The sequence below is a fragment of the Paraclostridium sp. AKS73 genome (genome assembly GCF_025671395.1).
GTDB classification, from domain to species: domain Bacteria; phylum Bacillota; class Clostridia; order Peptostreptococcales; family Peptostreptococcaceae; genus Paraclostridium; species Paraclostridium benzoelyticum.
On sequence record NZ_JAIXHU010000036.1, the window covers coordinates 1 to 22,669 of the forward strand.

Consider the following 22,669-nt stretch of genomic DNA (forward strand, 5'->3'; position numbering starts at 1 on the left):
GCTTTTGATACACATAAAAATAAAATAAAAAATAATGACTTATTTATAATATCAGCCTCACCTATACCAGGAAATGATAAGCTTATTTCAAAAGTTATAAACCAACTGTATAGAAAAGGAGCAGAAGTAATATACAAAGATTTAGAGGCTGTGCATGTTTCAGGGCATGCATATCAAGAAGAATTGAAACTTATACATACCTTGGTTCATCCAAAATTTTTTATGCCAGTACATGGAGAGTATAGACATTTAGTACATCATAAAAATTTAGCCGTTAAATTAGGAATAAAAAAAGAAAATGTATTTATTTTAGATAACGGAGAAGTTCTTGAACTAAATAAAAAAACTGCTAAAAAAAATGGAAAGATAAGAGTAGGGACTGTATATGTAGATGGTATCGGCGTTGGAGATGTAGGTAATATTGTTTTAAGGGATAGAAAATATTTAGCAGAAAACGGGATGATGACAATTGTTATAGGTATAGATAAAGAAAGTAAGTCTATAGTAGCAGGGCCAGATATAATAACTAGAGGGTTTATATATGCAAGGGAAGCTACAGATTTAATAGATGATGTAAAAGCTATTGTATTAAATGAAGTTGAAAAATGCTTAGAAAATGATATATTAGAGTGGAGTGTAATGAAATCTCGAGTTAAAAAAGCTGTTGATAGGCATCTGTATGTTAAACTAAAGAGAGGAACTAGTATATTCCCTATAATTGTAGAAGTATAAAATAAAAGGAGCTGTTAATGCACAGCTCCTTTTTATTAATTACTTATTAGCTTGTCTAGATTTGTTATATCTTAATCTTTCATTTTCATTTAAGAATCTTTTTCTAAGTCTGATAGAATCTGGAGTTATTTCAACTAACTCATCATCATCTATAAACTCTAGAGCTTCTTCTAATGTAAATGTTCTAGCAGCTTGTAATTTAACTGCATCATCAGTACCAGAAGCACGAACGTTAGTTAATTTCTTGTTCTTACAAGGATTAACAACCATATCGTCTTTTCTTGAGTTCATACCTATTATCATACCTTCGTAAACGTCAACACCTGGATCAACGAACATTTGAGCTCTTTCACTAAGTGCACTAAGAGCATAAGCCATAGTACTACCAGCACCTTGAGCAACTAAAACTCCATTAGTTCTTCCTGGTATAGCACCTTTGTGCTCTTCGTATCTTTCGAATGATCTAACTATAGTTCCTTCTCCACGAGTATCGTTTATGAATTCACTTCTATATCCTAATAAACCTCTAGTAGGAGCTATAAATGTTATTTTAACATAGTCTCCTTCTATTTCCATAGCTTCCATCATAGCTTTTCTTAAGTTTAACTTGTTTATAACAGTTCCTGAATAAGTTTCTGGACAGTTAACTATAACTTTTTCCATAGGTTCCATTAATTTTCCGTCTTCTTTTATGAATAAAACTTCTGGCTTAGAAACTCCTATTTCATATCCTTCACGTCTCATGTTTTCAAGTAATATTGATAAGTGAAGCTCTCCACGTCCAGATACTTTGAATCCATCAGTAGTATCCATTGGCTCAACTTTTAAACCAACATTAACTTCTAATTCTTTATCTAATCTATCTTTTATATGTCTAGTAGTAACAAATTTACCGCTCTTACCACAGAATGGAGAATCATTTACTAAGAAGTTCATTGATAGAGTAGGTTCTTCTATATGAATAAGTTCCATTGGTAATGGATTATCTGAATCACATATAGTTTCTCCTATAGATATATCTGGCATACCAGCTACAACTACTATATCTCCAGCATATGCTTCTTCTTTTCAACTTGACGAAGTCCTTCGTAAACTGTAAGTTTTGATATTTTTCCTCTAGCAACAGTTCCATCAGCTTTACAAACAGATACTTGAGATCCATTTTTTACTGTTCCTTTGTAAACTCTACCTATTCCAAGTCTACCTACATAATCATCATATGCAAGTGCAGACACTTGAAGTTGTAAAGGCTCAGATGCATAATCAGGGTAAGCTTCAACGTGATTTACTACAGTTTCAAATAGAGGAGATAAGTCGTTGCTATCGTCGTCCATTTCTTTTTTAGCAATTCCTTGCTTAGCTATACCGTATATTATTGGGAACTCACATTGCTCATCAGTTGCATTTAAGTCAACGAATAAATCAAATACTTCATCAACAACTTCTTCAGCTCTTTGATCTTGCTTATCTATTTTATTTATAAATAATATTGGTCTAAGGCCAGCTTCTAATGATTTTTGTAAAACGAATCTAGTTTGAGGCATTGGACCTTCACTAGCATCTACTAATAATATAACTGTATCAACAGTCTTTATAACACGCTCAACCTCAGAAGAGAAGTCACTATGTCCAGGTGTATCTACTATGTTTATTTTATAATCATTATAGTTTATAGCACAGTTTTTAGAGTATATTGTTATACCTCTTTCTTTCTCTAGGTCATTACTATCCATTACACAATCTTTTACAACTTCGTTATCTCTGAAAACTCCTGATTGAGATAAGAAGGCATCAACTAATGTTGATTTACCAGCATCGACATGGGCGATAACTGCTATGTTTATTATTTTGTTTTTGTTTGTCATTGTCAAAAACTCTCCTTCCGATATTAAATAACTGATTAAGTATACCATATACAAAAGAAATTGTAAAACTAAAAAAATGAGTATTTACAATGATAAGGTTATCCTAAATTGTAAAATAATATTACTACATATATAATTTAAAAAAATTAGAATTGTTAAATTGAAAATTATTTTTTCTGATTTTAGAGTTTTGTAATCGTTGACTATACATTTTAGGTAAAATATAATATATTTATATTGATGAAAGGAAACTTTGTTTATGTCGCAAATAACAAAAAAAGCTTTGGCTTCATCATTAAAAAGTTTAATGAACACAACATCATTAAATAAAATCACAATTAATGATATTGTACAAGATTGTGGTGTAAATAGACGTACATTTTATTATCATTTTAAAGATATTTACGATCTTTTAGAGTGGATTTTAAAGACAGAGATTAATAAAGAGATAAAAGAAAATATTACATTTGAAGAATGGCAACAGAGTTTTTTAAAAATCTTAAATTATTTATCTAAAAATAAAAAAATGATTTTTAATATTTATAATTCTATAGATTTAAAGCAATTAGAAATGCATGTACATAAAGCTGTATATAAGCTAGTTTTTAAAGTAGTAAATGATCTTTCTGAAGAAATTGACATTTCACAAATAGAAAAAGAATTTGTTTTAAATTACTATAAGATTTCTCTAACTGGCTTATTATTAGAGTGGATAAAAAATAAAATGGAAGAAAATCCTAAGCAAATAATTGAAAATCTCAATAAAATAGTTAATGGAGACGTTCATAAACTATTGATTAGGAGCGAATCTATATAGAAAAAACAATGTAGTCAACTGACTACATTGTTTTTTTATTTAGATCAAACCATCTAGACTTGTGTTTTGTAATAATTTTTTTATTAAGAATTCGCCTGGTAAAGGTCTTTTACCATACAATGTTTTTGTTGCGGCGGATATGGAACGTATATCATATTTTGAAGGATATACTTCAGGTATATTTCTATCTATATTAAGTAAACTGTATACTCCCATCATTGCTGAACGAACAGAGTACTCAACAGTAAATACACAATCACCAGGTATTTCAACGAATTGACCTAAGAATGCAAAATTTACACTTCCTTTAGGTACAACATCTGGGCGATCTCCTTTTGTACGAGGCATAAACTGACTAGTAACATATGGCATCATGCATGGTATAACGTTAATTGTAGCTAAAATTTCTGGAATGTCATCTTCTAACCCCATATGATATAAAAGTTCCATTGCTAATTCATAACCTGTACAATCGCACATTTTCTTTTTAACAAAGTTACCAATATTATCAGGGAAAAGGCCATAAGCCCATAATACAATAACATCTTTAGGTTGATTTATAAAATGAGGTTGTCTATTACAAGTTATGCTCAATAGCCAATTAGAATCCTTTATAGTTATAATTCCACCTGTAACAACTTTTCCTGAATATGGATCTCTTCCAGTTAAATCTTGAAGTTTCTTTATTAGTTTAGAATCTTTGCATGTGATAGTAAATGATTCCCACTTACTTTTGTCTATATCACTACAAAATACTTCTGGATTTCCGAATGATGGATGGTTTTTAGATATATTTTTCCATAAAGTCCAACAAGCTCCTTCATCTGAGTTTAAAACAGGTGCAGTGTCCATATTTCCAATAGTTGAATTTTCTGTCATAGACCCTGTAGTAACAAAAACTAAATCATTTTCTGTTATATTGATTACCTCTTTGTTTTTACCTCTTAATAAATGTATAGCTGTAACTTTTTTTATATCTTCATTAATTTCCATACTTAAATTTGTGACTTGAGAATTTAAATTAAATATAACACCTTTAGACTTTAACCAATTTTTTAAAGGTAGTATAAAAGAATCATATTGATTATATTTGCTAAACATAATGTTTTTCATTGAATTCATACCTGGAAGTAGGTGGATAAAACGCTCCATGTATCTTTTCATTTCTACAACACCATGCCAAGTCTCAAATGCAAACATAGAACGCCAAAAACACCACATATTAGTATCAAAAAAAGATTTATCGAAAAATTGATCAACTGTAGTTTGCCCTAGTTCATATTCTGTTGCAAGGAAAAGTTTAGCTAGTTGTTTTATATGAAGATCATTTAGACCAAGAGAGGAAAAGTCGCCTTTTTCTCCACAGTTTTCTAAAATCCTGCATGTAGATTCATTAGGATCTTTAAGGTTTAAATCTCTAAATTCTTCTAAAATAGTTACGGTTGGGTCATCTAAAGATGGGATACTAGAAAATAAGTCCCAAGTGCATTCGTAGTGTTCTTCCATTTCGCGGCCGCCACGAATTAAATAACCATTTTCAAAACTGCCAGATCCATCCATAGCGCCACCAAGAATATCTGTTTCTTCTAAAATAGTAATATGGCTACCATCCATGTGACCGTCTCTGATTAAAAATACAGCTGCAGCTAAAGAAGCTATACCTCCTCCTATTAAATACGCATTTTTGTTTTCTATATCTTTTGGTTTTAAAGTTTTAATATTTTGAAAGTTACCCATTATATTACCCCCATAATTTATTTAAACTACTTACAATTAAGAGTAATTAAATTTAAATAAAATATAAATAAACAAATTAAATTAAGTGTGTAAAGTTATCACATTTTATTTAATTTGTTCAATGAAAAAATATGATGCCAATGTATTGGCATCATATTTAAAATACTATTTCCCTTCACTTTTAGTATCTAGTTTAACTCTAAAAATTAACCTTTTTAGGGCGCTGTACTCAAATGGAATAAGTGGATATAAGTAGTTTTTACCAGTTATTGTTTTATTTGTCATTAGAAGGATAAGTGCAATTATTAATCCAGCTACAAATCCCCAAATATTAAAGGCTGCTGTTAAAACTAAGAGAAGTATTCTGACCATTTTTATAGAATACCCTAAATCTATACTTGGCTGAGAATAACTTCCAAGTGCAACAATAGCCATATATAGTATAGTGTGTGGTATGAACCAACCTGTTTGTACTGCGAAATCACCTAATATAAGAGCGCCAACAACAGATAATGACATACCTAGTGAACCTGGGGTATTAAGTGATGCAAGTTGAAGTGCATCTACAGAAAATTCCAAAATCAAAAACTGTAGGAAAATAGGAACATCATATGGGTCTTTTGGGGTTATAAATTGCAACCACACTGGAAGATCAGATGCATACCTTATAGCTAGTGTATATAAAGGGGTTAATATAAGTGTAGCTAATAATGTGAAATTTCTAATTAGTCTTAAATAATTTCCTATTATTACAGGTTGATAAAAATCATCAACATCTTGTAAGAAATCAAATATTGTAGTAGGTAGTATTATTGCATTAGGCGAATTATCTATTATTAATAAAATTTTACCTTCTAAAACATGAGCAGCCGCAACATCGGGACGTTCTGTGTATCGAGCTTTTGGAAATGGGTTATACCATCTACTCTGAACAAGAGCCTCAACTATACTTTGTTCACTCATTACTAATGATTTTACATTTATTTCATCTATTTGCTTTTTTAATTGCTTTAATGTTTTATTGTCCACTAATCCATCTATATATCCAATAACTACATCTGTTTTAGATCTCTGACCAACGCTAAACATCTCAAATATAAGATCAGGGTCTTTCACTCTTCGTCTTACAAGAGCGGTATTAAAAACGATAGTTTCAACAAACCCATCTTTTGCACCCTTAAGTGCTTTTTCTTTTTCTGGCTCACCTATGCCACGTACAGGATATGTCCTAACATCTAAGATGATAGCTTCATCAAAACCGTCAATTAATATAGCCATAGGTCCAGAAAGAACTTCTTTAGCTATATTTTTTAATTTGTTTTCTTTTGCAACTTCTATATATGGAATATATTTATGTATAAAATCTTTTAACTCATGAACGGATTCAAAATCTTTTTCCGATATTTTAAAAAAGCCAGAAAGTATTCTTTCCATTACTTCATCTTTTATAAAACCATCAATAAAGAATAAGTAACAGCTTTTTCCCCCGACAATAACCTCTCTTTGGATAACGTCAAAACTTTTATCTAAAGGGAGGTGTTCTTTCATAAGTTCTACATTTCGTTTAATACTTTTAGTTAGAATCATTAAAACACCCTTTCTAATTTAATAACTAATCTATAATAGTATGTACAAAATATTAAAATTTATAATTTGGCATATAATGAATAAAAAGAGGGCATGCTTTAAATTTAAGCATGCCCTCTTTATCTATATTAATATAATAGGACTAGATACAATATTAAATATATCTAGTTCTCTCTAAAAATAATTACTTTTTAAATATTCCAAATGGCTTTCCTACAGGTAAAAATACTCTATCAAAGTGAGTGTTTAAAACAGCAGCAGCAGAACCGTAGAATGAGAATATTGCTATTCCTAACTCAGAATATGCTGCAAATTGATGAGCAACGTGTTCCATTATACCAAATGAACTTAAAGTTAATCCTATGAATAAGCAGTCTATAAGAACAAATATTATAAATAATACTTTATGAGTTTCCATAGCTCCAACAGTCATAAATAATGTGAATATTAAATATCCTAAGTAAGCAAAACCTAATTGCTTAGGATCAGCAGAAGCTTGTAATTCAGGTCCAAAAACTCCGTTTTGTATTAACCAAGTAAAACCAACTGCATACCAGAAGAATGCATATCCACCAAAAGCAGTAGCTCCAAATGTATTATTGTGTTTAAAGTCGTTTATACATGCAAATAATTGAGCAGTAGCTCCTAAGAATATAGCCCATGGTAAAACTAAAGATATTCCAGAAGTTAAACCTAACTTAGAAGATGATGCAACTAATGTTATCATTGCTAGTCCGAAAAGTCCTAATGCTGAAGGATCAGCAGTTACAACTTTTACTTTTGTTTCATTTGTCATTTAATAATCCTCCTATTTTACTAATATCATTTTATAATTTCAGTACTGTATTTTGTATACATACAATAAAAATACTTATATATATTATCATTTTTTTTTAGATAAGTATATAAAAATTTCGAAAAAATTATATTTTTTTACAAATAACCTTGAAATTCGTCGATTTTATTTATTTAAATTAACTTTTCTAAGTATATATAACTATAGTTAATAATTATTGATTTATTTTTATAAAATAGAAATTGAAATTAGTTATATATGGAATTTTGAAAATTTTCAATAAATATGTTTGGATTAAGTTGTAAAGGGTATATTTTAAATACATTAAATTAAAGAGGTTTTAGGAGGATTTTTAAAATGATAAGAGTATGTCCATTTTGTTCAAATGTTGATGTTAATAAAATGAAAGAAATTGTTGGAGACGAAAATGTAAAAACAGGTTGTATAGGCCAATGTCGTTCATTTAAAAAAGAGGCTGTAGGATTTATAGATGGAGAGCTAGTTATAAAAGAAAATGAAGAACTGTTTTTAAAAGAAATATCTAAATAAAAGATAAATGAGCTATATATATTTATATAGCTCATTTTTTGAAATAAATTAATTTAATATTTATTCTATAGTAAAAATATAATTTAAATGTTAATATAGTAGGGAATATATTATGCAAAAATACGGAGGTTAACATATGAGTACAATGTATTGTCCTAAGTGTATAGTAGAAGTTATGGATTTAATAAGTCATGAAGAAGGAACTGACTTTGAAGTAATAAACGAAGGAACTGATAATGAAATAAAAGAAGAATTTGAGTTTTGTGTAGATAAATATAAATGTCCGGAATGTGGGCATGAAGTTGAAGATTATATGGAATACGAAGAAGATGAAAAATAATAAAAAAGGAAAGATAATCATAGAATTATCTTTCCTTTTTACGTTTAATGAAATAAATATTCTTTATGTAAAACCCATGTATTATTTTCCCATTTGAATATTGATATATTATCAAAAGTACAATCAAATTCACATGGTATTGGATTTACATAACTATAAATATCGTTATAAATTTTTTTAATCTTTTTAGAAGCTAAGGTTATATGAAAATTTTATCTTTTCCATCGTGATCACTGAATTTAATATATTTAAATTTTTCTAATTCTGTTATTAATTTATCATGAATTATTTTTCCTTCAGAACTCATTAATACCTTCATGTAGACAACACGGTCATCAAAATGATCGTAACCATTTATTTTATATGTAGAAATAGGATTTGAATCACAAAACTTTTTTAACATATTTTCAAGTAATAACAAATCTTCTGCTTCAAATGGAGATTTTATTGTAAAGTGTGGTGGAAGCTTTGAGGATTTAGCTCCAAATTTTTCAAATAGATTTTTCCGAAGTTTATTATTAAAAGCACCTGCATTTCCTTTAGTCACTGATACTATAACATATCTCATAAAATGGTCTCCTAATTTTAATTTATTATATAAATAAAGTATACCAAAATTTAAAAATAAATATTAATTAAAATACTTTTATACAAATTATGAAAATATTACTTCGAATGTAAAGATAAAATTCGTGAGATATTAATTATAGAGTTTTAAAATATTAAAACTTAATAACTTATATGGAGGGTGAATTAATGAAAAAAGGTATGATCCCAATAGCATTAGGAACTGCAGTTACGACAGCAGGAATTGTTTTAGATGTTAAGCAAAATAAACATGATAAATTTGATAAAAAAGATTATAAAAATATGGCAGGGGCTCTTTTAGTAGGAGCAGGAGTTGCACATATAGTTCTTGGAGGAATAGATAGAGCAAGATATTAAGAAATAAAAAACTGTAGAATTTAATTTTCTACAGTTTTTATTTTTAAAATAATTTTATTACATTGTAATATAGGCATAGTATTTAATATATAATTAAGGTAAATAAGTATTTAAATTAGGAGGGGGATATTTTGACTTGTAAGATTAAAATTATAAAAGAACAAGGTCAAAAAATTAACAAATGGTCTGGAGGAATCACAAATCAATTGTATATATATCCTGAAAATTCTTCGTATGAAGAAAGAAACTTTAAATGGAGAATAAGCTCAGCAACTGTTGAATCAGAAAAATCAGAATTTACTAAACTTCCAAATATAAAAAGGGAAATAATGGTTTTAGATGGAGAGTTACTATTAAGTCATCAAAATCATTATGATAAAAAACTTGAAAAATTTGAAGTAGATAGCTTTAGTGGAGATTGGAATACTATAAGCTATGGAAAGCTACAGATTTTAATTTGATGACAAGCAAAGATTGTACTGGAGAATTAAGATACATAAATGTAAAATCAGAAATAAATTTAGAGCCTAAAATTAATTTAAATAATAATTGTTACAGGTATGAATTTAATTGTTTTTATAGTTTAAATGGAGGTTTTAAAATAAAATTAGAAAACGGTAATATACTTCAAGCAGAACAAGGTGATTTAGCTATAGTAAAATTTAAAAAAGGATTTAAAGAAAACCTAACCTTAATAAATAGCAAAGAAGAAGAATTAAATATAATTGAAAGTATAGTTTACTACTAAGTGTAAAAAGTATAATTGTATACATACAATTATACTTTTTAATTTTTTTGAAAGCTTTAATTGATGATATATAAATACTTTGATATCATTGTAATAAATATTTATAAAGGGGTGGTAAATTGGAAAATTTATTAAATGATTTAAAATATATGAAAGAGGTTTTAACCAAATTAGAAGATATAAACATTAATGATATTGATATGGAAAAAACTATATTATTTATTGTAGATATGAACAATGGATTTGCTAGAAAAGGCTCTTTATATTCAGATAGAGTAGAAAATCTGATAAATCCAATTAAAAACTTAGGTGATTATGTAGCTAGTAAAAATTGCAAAGTAGTAGCATTTACGGATAGCCATACTAAAGATTCTATAGAGTTACATAGTTACCCAACACATTGCTTAAGTGATGATGAAGAAAGTGATGTTGTTAGTGAAATAAAAGCTATTAGCAATATAAAAATAGTACCTAAAAACTCTACTAATGGATTTTTCTGTTTGAATGAGATAAGCTTTAAAAATATTGAGAACATTATAATTGTTGGAGATTGTACTGATATTTGTATTTATCAATTTGCAGTTACATTAAAGTCATATTTTAATCAAAATAATATTTATAAGAAAATTATAGTACCAATGAATTTAGTAGATACTTACGATATACCTAAAATACATAATGCGGAAATTATGAATATAGTATTTTTTAATAGCATGATTCAAAATGGAGTTCAAGTTATAAAAAACATTATATATAAATGAAATTAGAAGGTCTTAATTTAATTAAGACCTATTAATTTTGTTAAATTTCAGAATTTATTGAAAAAGAGAAAAATATGATAGAATAAATTCAAAGAATAAAAAATGCAAGTAATCAGTCATTAATTATGTTAAAAAAATACAACTATGACATGGAAGGGGGAACCTAAGTAACAAAGCTTAGGGAAGTTGCTTATGAATGAGAAGAATAAGATTTCTTTAGAAAGAGCATCAGAGTTAAAATCAAGAATAGAAGATTATATAAAAATTAAAGATACAATTCCAACTGGTATTAAAAATGAAGAATCCATAAAGCATAGAAAAAGAAAAATTTTAGAGGTTTTAAATGCAAAAGAAGAAGACTGGGATGATTATAAATGGCAGTTATCTAATAGGATAACTGATGTTGATATTCTTAGTAAAATTTTAAGTTTAACTGAAAAAGAAGTTGAAAATATTAAAAATGTTCAAAGTAAATTTAGATGGGCGATTTCTCCATACTATCTAAGTTTAATAGATCCTAATAACCCATATGATTCAATAAAACTAATGTCAATTCCATCCAGTGTAGAACTAGATGAATCAATAAGTGATTTAGATCCTATGGGAGAAGAATTCACTAATCCAGCAGGTAGTATAACTAGACGATATCCAGATAGATTAATTATAAATGTTACAAATGAGTGTGCTATGTACTGTAGGCACTGTCAAAGAAGAAGAAATATTGGACAAGAAGATTGCCAAAAAAGCAAAGAAGTAATTAAAGAGTCTATAAATTATATTAAAGAGAATACAGAAATAAGAGATGTACTTATAACTGGGGGAGATCCACTTACGCTTAATGATGATATGCTAGAGTGGATAATTAGTGAAATAAGAAAAATTGATCATGTAGATTATATAAGATTAGGAAGTAGAACTTTAGTAACTATGCCCCAAAGAATCACTGATGAATTTTGCAATATGATAAAGAAATATCATCCTATATATATAAATACACATTTTAACCATCCAATGGAAATAACAAAAGAAACAAAAGAAGCTTGCGAAAAATTAGCAAATAACGGAGTTCCATTAGGAAATCAAGCAGTTTTATTAAATGGAGTTAATAATGATAAATATTTAATGAGATGCTTAAATCATGAACTTCTTAAAATAAGAGTAAAACCTTACTATATATTCCATAGTAAACATGTAAAAGGAACTACTCATTTTAATACATCTGTAGATGAAGGTATGGAGATAATGGAGTATCTAAGAGGGTATACATCAGGGATGGCTATTCCAACTTATATAATAAATGCTCCTAAAGGAAAAGGTAAAACACCTTTATTACCTCAATATTTAATCTCAAAGGGATCGGATTATATAATGATAAGAACCTGGGAAGGTGAAGTTGTTAAAGTGGAAGATAATAAATCTGTTAATATAAAAGATGTTATAGATAAAAGCATAATGTAAAAAAGGAGATGAAAATTCATCTCCTTTTTATGCTGATTGATTTTGATTAATTTTTATAACTCTTTTAGCTATACTTGCAGAGTGATCTGAGATTCTTTCAAGATTAGTTAATAAATCTAAATATATTATTCCAGAGTCTATACTACAAGAATGAATATTTAATCTATTCATATGTTTAGCTCTATATAATTTATCTAAAGCATCAACTTCATCTTCTATTTTTAAAACATCATTGCAAAGTTTACACTATTTTGTTTCATTGCCTCAAGAGATAAAGTGTAGGCATCTAAAACTTTATTGTATATATCTATTATTTCAGATTTTGCATTATCTGACATAAAAGCTTTAAGTTTCATTGATGACTGGGCTAACTCAGCTATATTCTCTGATAAGTCTCCAACTCTTTCTATATCATTTACTGTGTGGAATAATAAATCTAGAGAAAATCTCATTTTATCATCTAAAGTTTTATTGGACAGTTTTATAAGGTAATCTAGTACTTTTCTTTGTTGCTCATCTAGTGCTTTCTCTTTTTCAAATGTAGTTTTTACATCTTCTTCAGAATGTTCAAGCAATGCATTCATAGAACATGTAAAACTTTTCTTAGCTTTACGACCCATTCTAAGAGCTTCTCTAACTGTATTTCCAAAAGCTATAGATGGAGTTTCTAACATTCTTTCATCTAAATACTTAGTTACATGACTATCATATTCTTCTTCCTCGCCTGGCTTATCAGGTATAAGTAACATAACTAATTTAACTATATATTTAGAGAACGGTAACAATAGTACAACATTTATTAAGTTAAATAAAGTATGGGAGTTAGCTATTTGTCTAGCTGTATCAGTTGGATCTAAATGTGTAACTATCATTGTTATAGGTTTATTTAAAATTAACATAAATAATAATGTTCCTATTACGTTAAAACATAAATGCATTAAGGCCGCTCTTTTAGCGTTTTTATTTGCACCAACACATGATATAAGCGAGGTAGTACAACTACCTATATTATCTCCATATAAAATTGGTAATGCACCAGCTAAAGGCATTAACCCTTGAGATGATAAAGCAATTAATATACCCATTGAAGCACTTGAACTTTGCAAACAAGTAGTCATAGCAAAACCAGCAAGTAATGCTAATACTGGATGAGTTGCAAGTCCTGCTAACATATTTCTAAAAAATGCATATTCAGACAAAGGTGCGACTGCATCCTTCATAAATTCCATACCTATAAATAGTATTGCAAATCCTATAAGAATTTCTGATATATTTTTTAATTGTGGTTTAGATTTTGAACCAATCATATATAAAACAATACCTACCCCTAAAGCTATAGATGAAAATATGCTCGCGTCAAAAGATACTAACTGAGCTGTTACAGTAGTACCTATATTTGCTCCCATTATAATACCTATTGCTTGATATAGAGTCATTATTCCTGCGTTAACGAACCCAACTACCATTACAGTAGTAGCTCCACTACTTTGTATGATACCAGTTACAACAGCTCCTACTAAAACTCCCATAACTACGTTACTAGTTAAAAGCTCTATAGCTTTTTCAAGTTTAGGACCTGTTGATTTTTGAAGACCTTCTCCCATTATGTTCATACCATAAAGGAATAAACCAAGACCCCCAATAAGACTTATGAATATAGACAAGATTGTTCCCTCCTCGGAAATGTTAATTTTCTTATTTTCAATTTTCTTACTTTCTTATGTACGATAATATGATACCAAAAAATTCGACAAGTTATGTTAAGAAAATGTTAAATTTAAACTTAACAATTTTAGATAAACATTAAAAAATTGTTAATAGTGGTGAACCTAAAAATATCAAACTGATTTATAAAGATTGTTAATCCTATAGTAAAAGCAAATTTTATTGAAATTATAAGTTAAATAAAATATATTTCATGTATTAATATGGACTTAACATAAGCTTGAAAAAGTTAAAAATTTTTACAAATACGTACTATATTAAAGTGGATTGTTAAATTTGAAAAAATTCAGGCACATAAACAGTGAAGATGGTATATTAATAAATAGAAAATTTAACTGTATCGAGGATATGTATAGATAGTAATACTTTTGACACAATAAAAAGTGTAGAAACCTTGAAATTAATAAATTATAAAAAATGTATTTAATTTTCAGAAAATTCTTGAAAACTAGGTAAATTTATAATATAATATGATTATAAAAATAGAATAATTTTATTGTGAAATTATAAGAAATTAAAAGAGGTGATAAAATGAAAGAAGTTAATGCAAAAAGAATAAGAACGGGTTATGAATTTATAATGATAACAATTGGATCATTAATTGTAGCGATGGGTCTTGAGTTGATATTGTCTCCAAATGGGATGGTTGATAGTGGTACAACTGCTTTATCAGTAATAATACATTCATTAACAGGTATTCCTATGTTTATACTATTACTTGGATTTAATATACCAATTTTACTATTTACATCAAAAACATTTGATAGAATCTTTCTATTTAAAACCTTATGGGCTAACATTTGTGCATCTACATTTTTATATTTTTTAACACCAGTTCCACCAGTCACTACGTCGGAGTTGTTAATAGTAATTTATGGAGGGGTAGCACTAGGATTAGGAGCAGGAACTGTTATTAAGTTCGGAGGAGCTATAGATGGTAGTGAGATGCTAGCTGTATGGGCAAATCAAAAATTTAAAATACCTGTATCTACATTTTTAATGAGTATAAATATTATTGTTTTAGTAGTTACGGCAATAGTGCTTAGTATTGAAAGTGCGATGTTTTCTTTAATTGTAATATATATGATGACTAAGTTAGTGGATTTAATATTAGATGGATTTAACCAAGGTAGGTCTATTATAGTAATGTCTAATAAAGTTGAAGATATAGGAAATCATATTGTAAATAATTTAGGTATTTCGATAACATATTTACAAGGGTATGGAGGATATTCAGGAAATGAATCGAAAGTTATTTTATGTATAACTGATAAGTTTACTTACCCAACTTTGAAACGTAACATTTTAGATATAGATAGCAATGCTATAATCGAGACAAGTTACTTGGCAGATAGCCACAATATAGAAAAAACATCAATAGAGCATGTTATAAGAAAAAATTTACCTGGAATTAAATAATAATTAAATAAAAAATAGACACTATGCAATATTAAAAAAGCATAGTGTCTATTTTTTTACGCTCAAGGAATTTATGATTAACGAATATTTGTGTATAACTTATGTAACATAGTGATACAAATATTTTGGTGAAAGTAAAAAATGACATTTTGAGCAACGGACGGAGTCGTTGGCGACATGAGAGAAGCGAATTTTTTATTTTAATTTTAATTTATTTAAGGATTATTTAAGATTGAGTTTATAATGGATTAAGATTATCTAAATATAATATAACCATAACAACGAACACAATATATGGAGGTAATTATGAATAAATTAGAAATAGTAAATTTAACGAAATCATACAAATACAAAAACGCGAATGAAAATATAAACTTAGTTTTAGAAAGTGGAGTTTACGGATTGCTTGGACCAAATGGAGCTGGTAAAACGACTTTAATGAAACAAATTGCAACATTAAAACAACCTACAAGTGGAAAGATTCTTTACAATGGAAAAGATATAAATACTTTAGACGAAAACTATAGAGCTATAGTAGGCTACCTGCCACAAGATTTTGATGCTTACAAAAACTTTAGTGCAAAAGAGTTTTTATTATATATAGGAGCATTAAAAGGTATGGATAAAAGCATAGCTAAAGAAAAAACTGACAAATTACTAAAATTAGTAGGACTTTATGATGTAAGAAATAAAGCAATATCAAAATTTTCAGGGGGTATGAAGAGAAGAGTTGGAATAGCACAAGCTCTTTTAAATGATCCTAAAATACTTATATTAGATGAACCAACAGCAGGACTTGACCCCCAGGAAAGGGCAAGATTTAGAAACTTATTATCTCAAATAGGTAAAGAAACTATAGTAATACTATCAACACACATTATATCAGATATAGAATCTGTTGCTAAAGAAACTATAATGATAAAGGATGGGAAGGTATTATTACAAGGTACTCATAAAGAAATATTAGATGATATGAATGGAAAAGTTTATAGTATAAAAGTTAAAAATGAAAGTGAAGTTTATGCAATACAAAATAAGTATAAAGTAGTTAGTGTGCAACGTGGAGTAGATGATATAGAACTTAGAGTTATAAGTGAAAATTTAATAAAAGGTTTTGACGCAAAGAGTATAGAGCCTAGGTTTGAGGACGTGTATATGTTTTATTTTGACTTAGAAGATTCAAGGGAGGTATAAATTATGAATAATATTGTAAATGCAGAGTTTAAAAAGATAATAAAGAAAAAAGGACTCATGGTATTTTGGCTATTTTCTTTATTTTTAGCATATGTAAGTGTTAGAACTGGGGGATTATCAGATAGTTATGGAGATCTGTTTAGTAAGTTTTATGGACTATCTCCATTAATGGGAATTTTAATGTTTAGTTTATTTTCTGGAAGTTATGTATTAGAATATAGCTCTAATATGGATTCGATAGTAAAATCTACTAAAAATGGTAAAAGTAAATTAGTTTTAGCTAAAAGTATAGTTTACGGTTTAGTTGCAAGTTTAATAAATTTATCAATACTTGGAGTTATGAGCTTTAAGATAATAATAGGAATTCACTTTAGCGGATTACAAATGAGTATAAAAAACATTTGGTACTTTGGAAATAGTGGATCTAATTTAACAGTATTACAAATGTTAATGATAATGACATTAACAGTAATTTTAGGATCTTTTCTATTTGCACAATTAGGGTTATGGTTATCATCTATAAGTCAAAAAGCAGTAGTCCCATTCTTTATAGGTGGGTTAGTGATGGGAATACCATATATAGCAGGAAGTTTTATAAGTGAAAAAATATTAGGATTTACACCATTGTTTGGAATGTACAGTCAACAACTTATAAGATATGGAGTATCACCTATAGCGTTTGTAGTATTTATAGGGATAAGTATATTAGGAAGTTATGTATTATATAGACTTACAAGTATAGGTTTCTTACAAGAAAGATAATTTATGCAATATAATATGAAGGAATTTAAAAACTATAAAATTATCTTTAGGAGGTAACAGATGCTTAAATGGGAAATTAAAAAATTATTTAAAAATAAATCAATAATAATATCGAGTATTATTTTATTACTTTTATGTGGAATGATGAGCCTTATAAAACCTGATTTGGAAACAGAGAACTCATATGTAGATGATAAAGGAAAATATACGGTAGATAATAGATCTGAATCTACTATAGCAAATGAAAAATTAAGCTATAAGATAAGCGAATTGAAAGAGATACAATCACAAAATAGTATGAAAAATACAGATGAGCTAACTAAAAAAACTAGTGATATGGCAAATTTAAAGCTTGATAAGGATTCAGGAAAAGAATATAAAGATGTAAGTTTTTACAAAGTTTTTAATTATAGATTAAATAACATGCTTGTAAGTGTTGTTATAGTTGGTATTACAATATATATATTTTCTAATATATATACTGATGAAAAATTATCTAATGTAGACTCTATAATACTATCAAGCAAAAATAAGTCTAAAGCTTTATTTTCAAAACTATCATTATCTATAATACTACCAGCAGTCTTATATTTAATATATGTGTTAATAATAGGATGCATAACTATAGTTCAGTACGGACAACCAGTAAATGGAGCATTACAAGCATATAGAATAGTTGATATAGTAACGTTAGTAAATCCAATTTCAATAAATATTTATACAATTCAAAATGTAATAACAATGATGATTATATTTATAAGTACAGGAATATTTGCAAGTTTATTTTCATTTATAACTAAAAACTCAGTAGAATCTATAGTTGGAATTACTGTTTTCTTAGTTATAGGAAAGTTATTAACTTTAATGAAATTTTTACCTGCGAAATTAATAAGTGTAATCAATTACTCAAACTATATAGAGATAATAATGCATCCAGAAATGATTATAGGAAACTATATGGGAAATATTAGCTTGTTTGGACAAAGTATAGGGCTTATAAGTTTAGTTTATATAGTATTAGGAGTAATTTTATCAATTGGTATGGGATTAAATATATATGTATTTAGAAAGGTTTTAACTAAATAAATTTAAAGCTACTAGTTATAGGATTTATAAAAAATGACTAATATTTAATTATAATTAAATATTAGTCATTTTGTTTTATATACATTATTTGTAAATTAGGTATTTTTAGGATAAAATACAATTAAATAAACATTAGAAAAATGACATATAGGAGGTTTGTATGGAAAGTACACTAAAAGAAAAAACATACTATTAGTAGATGATGAAGTAGATATATTAAAGTTATTAAGTACAGTTTTTAAAAAGGAAGGATTCAACAATATTTATATAGCAGAAACAGGGAATGAAGCTTTAGATATATTTAAAAATCAAAATATAGATATAGTAGTGTTAGATATAATGTTGCCGGATAAAGAAGGATATGATGTGTTTAAAGAAATTAGATCTATATCTCAAGTTCCAGTTTTATTTTTATCAGCTAAGACTGAAGAGATGGATAGGCTAGTAGGGCTTGCGTTAGGGGCTGATGATTATATAACAAAGCCATTTAGCCCAAAAGAAGTTGTACTTAGGGTAAAGTTAAATCTAAAGAAAAACATTATATTAAATTCAATAAAAGAAGAACCTGAAAGTACTAAGTTAGAGTTTGGACCATTTGAAATAGATGAAGATAAAGTAGAAGTTAAAAAACATGGAAAGACTCTGGAATTAAAAGCTAAAGAATTTAAAATGTTTTTATATATGGCTAGACACTTAGAGCAAATTATAAGTAAAGAGAAATTTTGCGACGAAGTATGGGGGGATGACTTTATAGGATATGATAATACTATAATGGTACATATAAGAAGGCTTAGAGAAAAAATAGAAGATAACCCATCTAAACCTAAATATATAAAAAATATTAAAGGTTTAGGATATAAATTAACTTTAAAGGAAGATTAATATGAAGTGGAAAATAACACTAAGATATGTAGTTAGTATTATTTGCGTAGTTATGATTGTAACTATATTAAATATAATTGGAATAATGGGAGTTATGATGTCAAATAAATCAAAATCTCAAGAAATTCCACAAGCAGACTTTACTAGAGCATTTAGTAAGTTTATTAAAATTGACGGAAATGAAGTAGATTTAAGTAAAGATGGAGAGAAAATTTTAAAAGAAAAGGATATTTGGATTCAAATTTTAGATGAAGATGGAAGTCAAGTATATAGTTATAATACTCCGAATAAACTAAATGAAAAATATACCCCTATGGAACTTATAAATGGATATAAGTATGCAGGTGGATTACCTAACTCAGGATCCGATAATATTTTGGTTTCAAGTAAGAAAGTAGGAGACATAGAATACACATATTTGTTAGGATTTAGAAGAGGAGAAGTTGGTAAATATATAATAACATATAACAATAGAGACCTTGCAGATACTGTTTTCAAATCAATCTGGATAATATTATTAATAGACTTGCTAATAGCTTTAATAGTAGGATATATTTTTAGTAGAAGATTAACAAAACCTATGAAAAATATTATCAAAGGGGTAGAAAATTTAGAAGAAGGAAAATTCGATGTATATTACAAAGAAAAAGGATTGTATGTAAATGTATATAAAAAATTAAATAAATTGTCAGATACGTTAAAAAGTAATGAAATTGAAAGAAACAAATTAGATAAATTAAAACAAGAGTGGATAGCAAATATTTCTCATGATATAAAAACGCCTCTATCTTCAATAAAAGGATATGCGGAAATTTTAAGTGATGAAGATTATGATGTGGATAGGGAAGAAGCTAAAGATTATGGAGTTATAATTAATGAAAAATCAGAGTATATAAAAGAATTAGTTGATGACTTAAACTTAACTATGAAATTAAAAAGCAGTGATAGAATTTTAAACAAAAAAGATGAAAATATAGTCAGAATTATAAAAGATTCTGTAATTCAAATTTTAAATGATCCTAAATATTCTAATAGAGATGTTGAGTTTATTTCTAATAAAGATTCTATAATTAAATCAGTAGACAGTATTCTTTTTAAGAGAATAATAAACAATCTTGTTTATAATGCATTAATTCATAATGACGATAAAGTGCAAATTAAAGTTGAAGCTGAATATATAAATGAAGATGAAACAATTATAAATATTCAAGATAATGGAAAAGGTATTGAGAAAAAAGATTTAGAAAGAATATTTGATAGATACTATAGAGGAACAAACACTGGAGAGGTACACAAAGGTTCGGGGCTTGGAATGGCAATAGCTAAAGATATTATAATAGCACATGGATTTGATGTGGAATTAACTAGCGAAGTGGGGGAAGGTACTAAAATTAAAATAATTATTAAGTAAAAAAGTCGATCTATTTTTAGATCGACTTTTTAATACAATTAACATCCACATTTGCATCTACAGCAATGTCTACAGCAACCACATCTAGGACAAATTTTAAAAAATAGAAAACATCTTCCGCAACATCTACATCTACAACATAAAAAGTTTCTATTTTGCATATATATACACCTCCTTATATTAATATATATATAAGTGTAAAATATGGTGCAAAAAATGAATGAAAATAAAAAAAGTAAAATAGTGTCAAAAAATGAAACTTTTCATATAGTAATGTATGGATATTTTATCCATACATTACTATATAGGAGCTGAAAGCATGAGCTGCAAATATAAAAAAGGATGTTCTTGCAAAAAGACTTGTCAATGCAATAATCAATGGAATCAATGTAAACCATGTAATTGCTGTAACAAATGTAATAAATGTAAGTGTAATTGTTCAAATGGATGGCAATGGGTTAAATTCCCAACTTGTAGAGATAGAAACAAAAATGATGTGTATGAAATTTTAGGAAAATTTGTATATGATTTATTAGCAGACATGGATTTACCATGCGGGCACCCAGGAATAAGAGAAATAATAAGAATATTAGAAGATGGCGGACATTTTCCATGTGGTCATCCAGGTTTAGAAGAGTTAATATTAATGGCTATACTAGAAGATAACAAGGAACTATGTAAAACAGCTAAAAAGATATGTTGTAAAAAATAGTTTTTAAAAGTAAGGCCCCTTGCATTTGTGCAAGGGGCCTTTTTTATTTATTATCTATTTCCGTGAATTAGTAAAAGATATGAAGCTCCAGCTAGTTTAGGACACATAGAGTTTTTAAAGTTTATTTTACCGACTAATTTATTTTCTTTATAAACCAAACCATTATTATCAACATTTCCAATAGGAGCTAAGTTGGAGTTGTTTGAGTATACAAACCCATCATCATCTATACTTCCTACAATATTGTTGGAGTTATCATAAACAATGTTATTATCAACTTTTCCAATAGGGCAATTGTGATATAAATGATTATGAACTATATTGTTTGCATCCAACCTAGCTACAGGTTGACTGTTATAAGGGAATTTTATTATTTCAAACATAATTAGGACTCTCCTTTTAAAATTTAATATATTATATTTAATTTTATTAAAGGTAAATTCTATTTATGAATAAATTCTGAAAATTTAAACAAAATCATAAGTATAGTACCATGTAACAGTACTTAAGTCAGTATTAAAAAGTTCATACTCTTTACTTAAAAAAGGTAGATATACTTTTTTTGCAGAATATACTCCTAAGTTACCGGCTATATCTATGTTTTTGAAAATTTTACTCGCAAAAACTATTCCTCTAGCATCCCTTAACTCTATATAAAAATTAAATAAATCAGCTATAGCAAAATTTTTAAGATTTAAGATGTATCCATCTAAATATAGAGTCTCACTTGATTCTTTTAAGCTATTAACTATTAGATTTATAGTATTGCTTTGAGTATCAAATTTTGTGCAGTAATATAATTCTTTAGATGTAAATTCATTTCTAGAATAAAGACTGTTGTAAATACTGTTATACAAGTTAAAACTAGCTAAACTAAAATATAGATTATTTTTATCAACTTGATTTTTATTTTTTATAAACTTGTGGATTTGTTTATTCTCTATAGACATTGCATTTTTTAAATTTGATTTTAGGTCTAAATTAACATAGTATTCATCTGATGAGTTAGGCTTATTTCTTGAAATTATTTGTAGTTCACTATTTAAAAAGTTAATGTTTTTAAATAATTATTTATACTATTTTGGGGCAAGTTAGAGTTGTTTAGCATAACTGTCAAATATTTTAAAAAACCTTCTTGACGAC

At 27.5% G+C, this 22,669-nt stretch carries 23 protein-coding genes and 2 pseudogenes; 16 read left to right on the top strand and 9 right to left on the bottom strand.

Annotation, left to right across the window (positions count from 1 at the left end; genetic code table 11):
• The coding region (locus LEQ07_RS15690) for a ribonuclease J (protein WP_263331377.1) at positions 1-732 on the top strand (732 nt) is incomplete at its 5' end.
• 39 nt (positions 733-771) lie between these two features.
• On the opposite strand, the pseudogene typA reads toward LEQ07_RS15690, so the two are convergent.
• A pseudogene (gene typA / locus LEQ07_RS22670) lies at positions 772-2,597 on the bottom strand (translational GTPase TypA).
• A gap of 259 nt (positions 2,598-2,856) precedes the next feature.
• Between typA and LEQ07_RS15700 the strand changes: the two are divergent.
• Positions 2,857-3,414 (top strand): TetR/AcrR family transcriptional regulator, encoded by a 558-nt coding sequence (locus tag LEQ07_RS15700; protein WP_263331378.1) that lies wholly within the window; start codon positions 2,857-2,859, stop codon positions 3,412-3,414.
• Between the two features lie 39 nt (positions 3,415-3,453).
• Here LEQ07_RS15700 and LEQ07_RS15705 read toward each other — a convergent pair whose 3' ends face one another.
• The 3 genes from LEQ07_RS15705 to LEQ07_RS15715 all read right to left on the bottom strand — a co-directional run bounded on the left by LEQ07_RS15705 (position 3,454) and on the right by LEQ07_RS15715 (position 7,534).
• Complete coding sequence (locus LEQ07_RS15705; protein ID WP_263331379.1) at positions 3,454-5,151, bottom strand: oleate hydratase; 1,698 nt, start codon at positions 5,149-5,151, stop codon at positions 3,454-3,456.
• Positions 5,152-5,316: 165 nt separating this feature from the next.
• Positions 5,317-6,738, bottom strand: a complete 1,422-nt coding sequence (locus LEQ07_RS15710) for a spore germination protein (RefSeq protein ID WP_263331380.1) — start codon at positions 6,736-6,738, stop codon at positions 5,317-5,319.
• 184 nt (positions 6,739-6,922) lie between these two features.
• Positions 6,923-7,534, bottom strand: coding sequence for an acetate uptake transporter (locus LEQ07_RS15715; protein ID WP_046823637.1), 612 nt, complete (start codon positions 7,532-7,534; stop codon positions 6,923-6,925).
• Positions 7,535-7,891: 357 nt separating this feature from the next.
• On the opposite strand from LEQ07_RS15715, the gene LEQ07_RS15720 reads away from it, so the two are divergent.
• On the top strand, positions 7,892-8,083 hold the full coding sequence (locus tag LEQ07_RS15720; RefSeq protein ID WP_263331381.1) for a DUF1450 domain-containing protein: 192 nt from the start codon (positions 7,892-7,894) through the stop codon (positions 8,081-8,083).
• A gap of 136 nt (positions 8,084-8,219) precedes the next feature.
• A complete protein-coding gene (locus tag LEQ07_RS15725) occupies positions 8,220-8,423 on the top strand; it encodes a hypothetical protein (protein WP_046823558.1) in 204 nt (67 codons plus the stop codon).
• 199 nt (positions 8,424-8,622) lie between these two features.
• Here the strand turns inward: LEQ07_RS15725 and LEQ07_RS15730 are convergent, their stop codons facing one another.
• Positions 8,623-8,991, bottom strand: coding sequence for a 2'-5' RNA ligase family protein (locus LEQ07_RS15730; protein WP_317852099.1), 369 nt, complete (start codon positions 8,989-8,991; stop codon positions 8,623-8,625).
• Between the two features lie 188 nt (positions 8,992-9,179).
• Here LEQ07_RS15730 and LEQ07_RS15735 point away from each other — a divergent pair, with 188 nt between their 5' ends.
• The 5 genes from LEQ07_RS15735 to eam all read left to right on the top strand — a co-directional run bounded on the left by LEQ07_RS15735 (position 9,180) and on the right by eam (position 12,335).
• On the top strand, positions 9,180-9,368 hold the full coding sequence (locus LEQ07_RS15735) for a hypothetical protein (RefSeq protein WP_021429477.1): 189 nt from the start codon (positions 9,180-9,182) through the stop codon (positions 9,366-9,368).
• Positions 9,369-9,499: 131 nt separating this feature from the next.
• Positions 9,500-9,829: a HutD family protein gene (locus LEQ07_RS15740; RefSeq protein ID WP_263331382.1), complete on the top strand. Its 330-nt coding sequence runs from the start codon at positions 9,500-9,502 to the stop codon at positions 9,827-9,829.
• Positions 9,829-10,116, top strand: coding sequence for a hypothetical protein (locus LEQ07_RS15745; RefSeq protein WP_263331383.1), 288 nt, complete (start codon positions 9,829-9,831; stop codon positions 10,114-10,116). The genes LEQ07_RS15740 and LEQ07_RS15745 overlap by 1 nt, the downstream gene beginning before the upstream one ends.
• Before the next feature lie 119 nt (positions 10,117-10,235).
• On the top strand, positions 10,236-10,877 hold the full coding sequence (locus LEQ07_RS15750; RefSeq protein ID WP_263331384.1) for an isochorismatase family cysteine hydrolase: 642 nt from the start codon (positions 10,236-10,238) through the stop codon (positions 10,875-10,877).
• A 192-nt stretch (positions 10,878-11,069) separates the two neighbouring features.
• Positions 11,070-12,335: a glutamate 2,3-aminomutase gene (eam, locus tag LEQ07_RS15755; protein WP_263331385.1), complete on the top strand. Its 1,266-nt coding sequence runs from the start codon at positions 11,070-11,072 to the stop codon at positions 12,333-12,335.
• Positions 12,336-12,362: 27 nt separating this feature from the next.
• Here eam and LEQ07_RS15760 read toward each other — a convergent pair.
• Positions 12,363-13,999: pseudogene (locus LEQ07_RS15760) on the bottom strand (Na/Pi cotransporter family protein).
• Between the two features lie 592 nt (positions 14,000-14,591).
• On the opposite strand from LEQ07_RS15760, the gene LEQ07_RS15765 reads away from it, so the two are divergent.
• The 6 genes from LEQ07_RS15765 to LEQ07_RS15790 all read left to right on the top strand — a co-directional run bounded on the left by LEQ07_RS15765 (position 14,592) and on the right by LEQ07_RS15790 (position 20,814).
• Positions 14,592-15,479, top strand: coding sequence for a YitT family protein (locus LEQ07_RS15765; RefSeq protein WP_052951986.1), 888 nt, complete (start codon positions 14,592-14,594; stop codon positions 15,477-15,479).
• Positions 15,480-15,785: 306 nt separating this feature from the next.
• Positions 15,786-16,673 carry an ABC transporter ATP-binding protein gene (locus LEQ07_RS15770; RefSeq protein WP_046822405.1) on the top strand — a complete coding sequence of 296 codons (888 nt, stop codon included), beginning with the start codon at positions 15,786-15,788 and terminating at the stop codon, positions 16,671-16,673.
• Positions 16,674-16,676: 3 nt separating this feature from the next.
• A complete protein-coding gene (locus tag LEQ07_RS15775) occupies positions 16,677-17,435 on the top strand; it encodes a hypothetical protein (protein ID WP_263331386.1) in 759 nt (252 codons plus the stop codon).
• 60 nt (positions 17,436-17,495) lie between these two features.
• On the top strand, positions 17,496-18,521 hold the full coding sequence (locus tag LEQ07_RS15780) for a hypothetical protein (protein WP_263331387.1): 1,026 nt from the start codon (positions 17,496-17,498) through the stop codon (positions 18,519-18,521).
• Positions 18,522-18,677: 156 nt separating this feature from the next.
• Positions 18,678-19,403, top strand: coding sequence for a response regulator transcription factor (locus LEQ07_RS15785; RefSeq protein WP_263331388.1), 726 nt, complete (start codon positions 18,678-18,680; stop codon positions 19,401-19,403).
• Between the two features lies 1 nt (position 19,404).
• A complete protein-coding gene (locus LEQ07_RS15790) occupies positions 19,405-20,814 on the top strand; it encodes a sensor histidine kinase (RefSeq protein ID WP_263331389.1) in 1,410 nt (469 codons plus the stop codon).
• A gap of 38 nt (positions 20,815-20,852) precedes the next feature.
• On the opposite strand, the gene LEQ07_RS15795 is transcribed toward LEQ07_RS15790, so the two are convergent.
• On the bottom strand, positions 20,853-20,975 hold the full coding sequence (locus LEQ07_RS15795) for a hypothetical protein (RefSeq protein ID WP_263331390.1): 123 nt from the start codon (positions 20,973-20,975) through the stop codon (positions 20,853-20,855).
• Positions 20,976-21,133: 158 nt separating this feature from the next.
• On the opposite strand from LEQ07_RS15795, the gene LEQ07_RS15800 reads away from it, so the two are divergent.
• On the top strand, positions 21,134-21,526 hold the full coding sequence (locus LEQ07_RS15800) for a hypothetical protein (RefSeq protein WP_263331391.1): 393 nt from the start codon (positions 21,134-21,136) through the stop codon (positions 21,524-21,526).
• Positions 21,527-21,576: 50 nt separating this feature from the next.
• Here the strand turns inward: LEQ07_RS15800 and LEQ07_RS15805 are convergent, their stop codons facing one another.
• Both LEQ07_RS15805 and LEQ07_RS15810 read right to left on the bottom strand, forming a co-directional pair.
• On the bottom strand, positions 21,577-21,909 hold the full coding sequence (locus LEQ07_RS15805; protein WP_263331392.1) for a hypothetical protein: 333 nt from the start codon (positions 21,907-21,909) through the stop codon (positions 21,577-21,579).
• An 84-nt stretch (positions 21,910-21,993) separates the two neighbouring features.
• Positions 21,994-22,476 carry a hypothetical protein gene (locus LEQ07_RS15810; RefSeq protein WP_263331393.1) on the bottom strand — a complete coding sequence of 161 codons (483 nt, stop codon included), beginning with the start codon at positions 22,474-22,476 and terminating at the stop codon, positions 21,994-21,996.
• Positions 22,477-22,669: the final 193 nt, after the last annotated feature.

Bases quoted from the DNA above. Each gene is read 5' to 3' on its own strand.
- LEQ07_RS15700 (WP_263331378.1), top strand. From the start codon at position 2,857: ATGTCGCAAATAACAAAAAAAGCTTTGGCTTCATCATTAAAAAGTTTA.
- LEQ07_RS15705 (WP_263331379.1), bottom strand. From the start codon at position 5,151: ATGGGTAACTTTCAAAATATTAAAACTTTAAAACCAAAAGATATAGAA.
- LEQ07_RS15710 (WP_263331380.1), bottom strand. From the start codon at position 6,738: ATGATTCTAACTAAAAGTATTAAACGAAATGTAGAACTTATGAAAGAA.
- LEQ07_RS15715 (WP_046823637.1), bottom strand. From the start codon at position 7,534: ATGACAAATGAAACAAAAGTAAAAGTTGTAACTGCTGATCCTTCAGCA.
- LEQ07_RS15720 (WP_263331381.1), top strand. From the start codon at position 7,892: ATGATAAGAGTATGTCCATTTTGTTCAAATGTTGATGTTAATAAAATG.
- LEQ07_RS15725 (WP_046823558.1), top strand. From the start codon at position 8,220: ATGAGTACAATGTATTGTCCTAAGTGTATAGTAGAAGTTATGGATTTA.
- LEQ07_RS15730 (WP_317852099.1), bottom strand. From the start codon at position 8,991: ATGAGATATGTTATAGTATCAGTGACTAAAGGAAATGCAGGTGCTTTT.
- LEQ07_RS15735 (WP_021429477.1), top strand. From the start codon at position 9,180: ATGAAAAAAGGTATGATCCCAATAGCATTAGGAACTGCAGTTACGACA.
- LEQ07_RS15745 (WP_263331383.1), top strand. From the start codon at position 9,829: ATGACAAGCAAAGATTGTACTGGAGAATTAAGATACATAAATGTAAAA.
- eam (WP_263331385.1), top strand. From the start codon at position 11,070: ATGAATGAGAAGAATAAGATTTCTTTAGAAAGAGCATCAGAGTTAAAA.
- LEQ07_RS15765 (WP_052951986.1), top strand. From the start codon at position 14,592: ATGAAAGAAGTTAATGCAAAAAGAATAAGAACGGGTTATGAATTTATA.
- LEQ07_RS15770 (WP_046822405.1), top strand. From the start codon at position 15,786: ATGAATAAATTAGAAATAGTAAATTTAACGAAATCATACAAATACAAA.
- LEQ07_RS15775 (WP_263331386.1), top strand. From the start codon at position 16,677: ATGAATAATATTGTAAATGCAGAGTTTAAAAAGATAATAAAGAAAAAA.
- LEQ07_RS15780 (WP_263331387.1), top strand. From the start codon at position 17,496: ATGCTTAAATGGGAAATTAAAAAATTATTTAAAAATAAATCAATAATA.
- LEQ07_RS15790 (WP_263331389.1), top strand. From the start codon at position 19,405: ATGAAGTGGAAAATAACACTAAGATATGTAGTTAGTATTATTTGCGTA.
- LEQ07_RS15795 (WP_263331390.1), bottom strand. From the start codon at position 20,975: ATGCAAAATAGAAACTTTTTATGTTGTAGATGTAGATGTTGCGGAAGA.
- LEQ07_RS15800 (WP_263331391.1), top strand. From the start codon at position 21,134: ATGAGCTGCAAATATAAAAAAGGATGTTCTTGCAAAAAGACTTGTCAA.
- LEQ07_RS15805 (WP_263331392.1), bottom strand. From the start codon at position 21,909: ATGTTTGAAATAATAAAATTCCCTTATAACAGTCAACCTGTAGCTAGG.
- LEQ07_RS15810 (WP_263331393.1), bottom strand. From the start codon at position 22,476: ATGTCTATAGAGAATAAACAAATCCACAAGTTTATAAAAAATAAAAAT.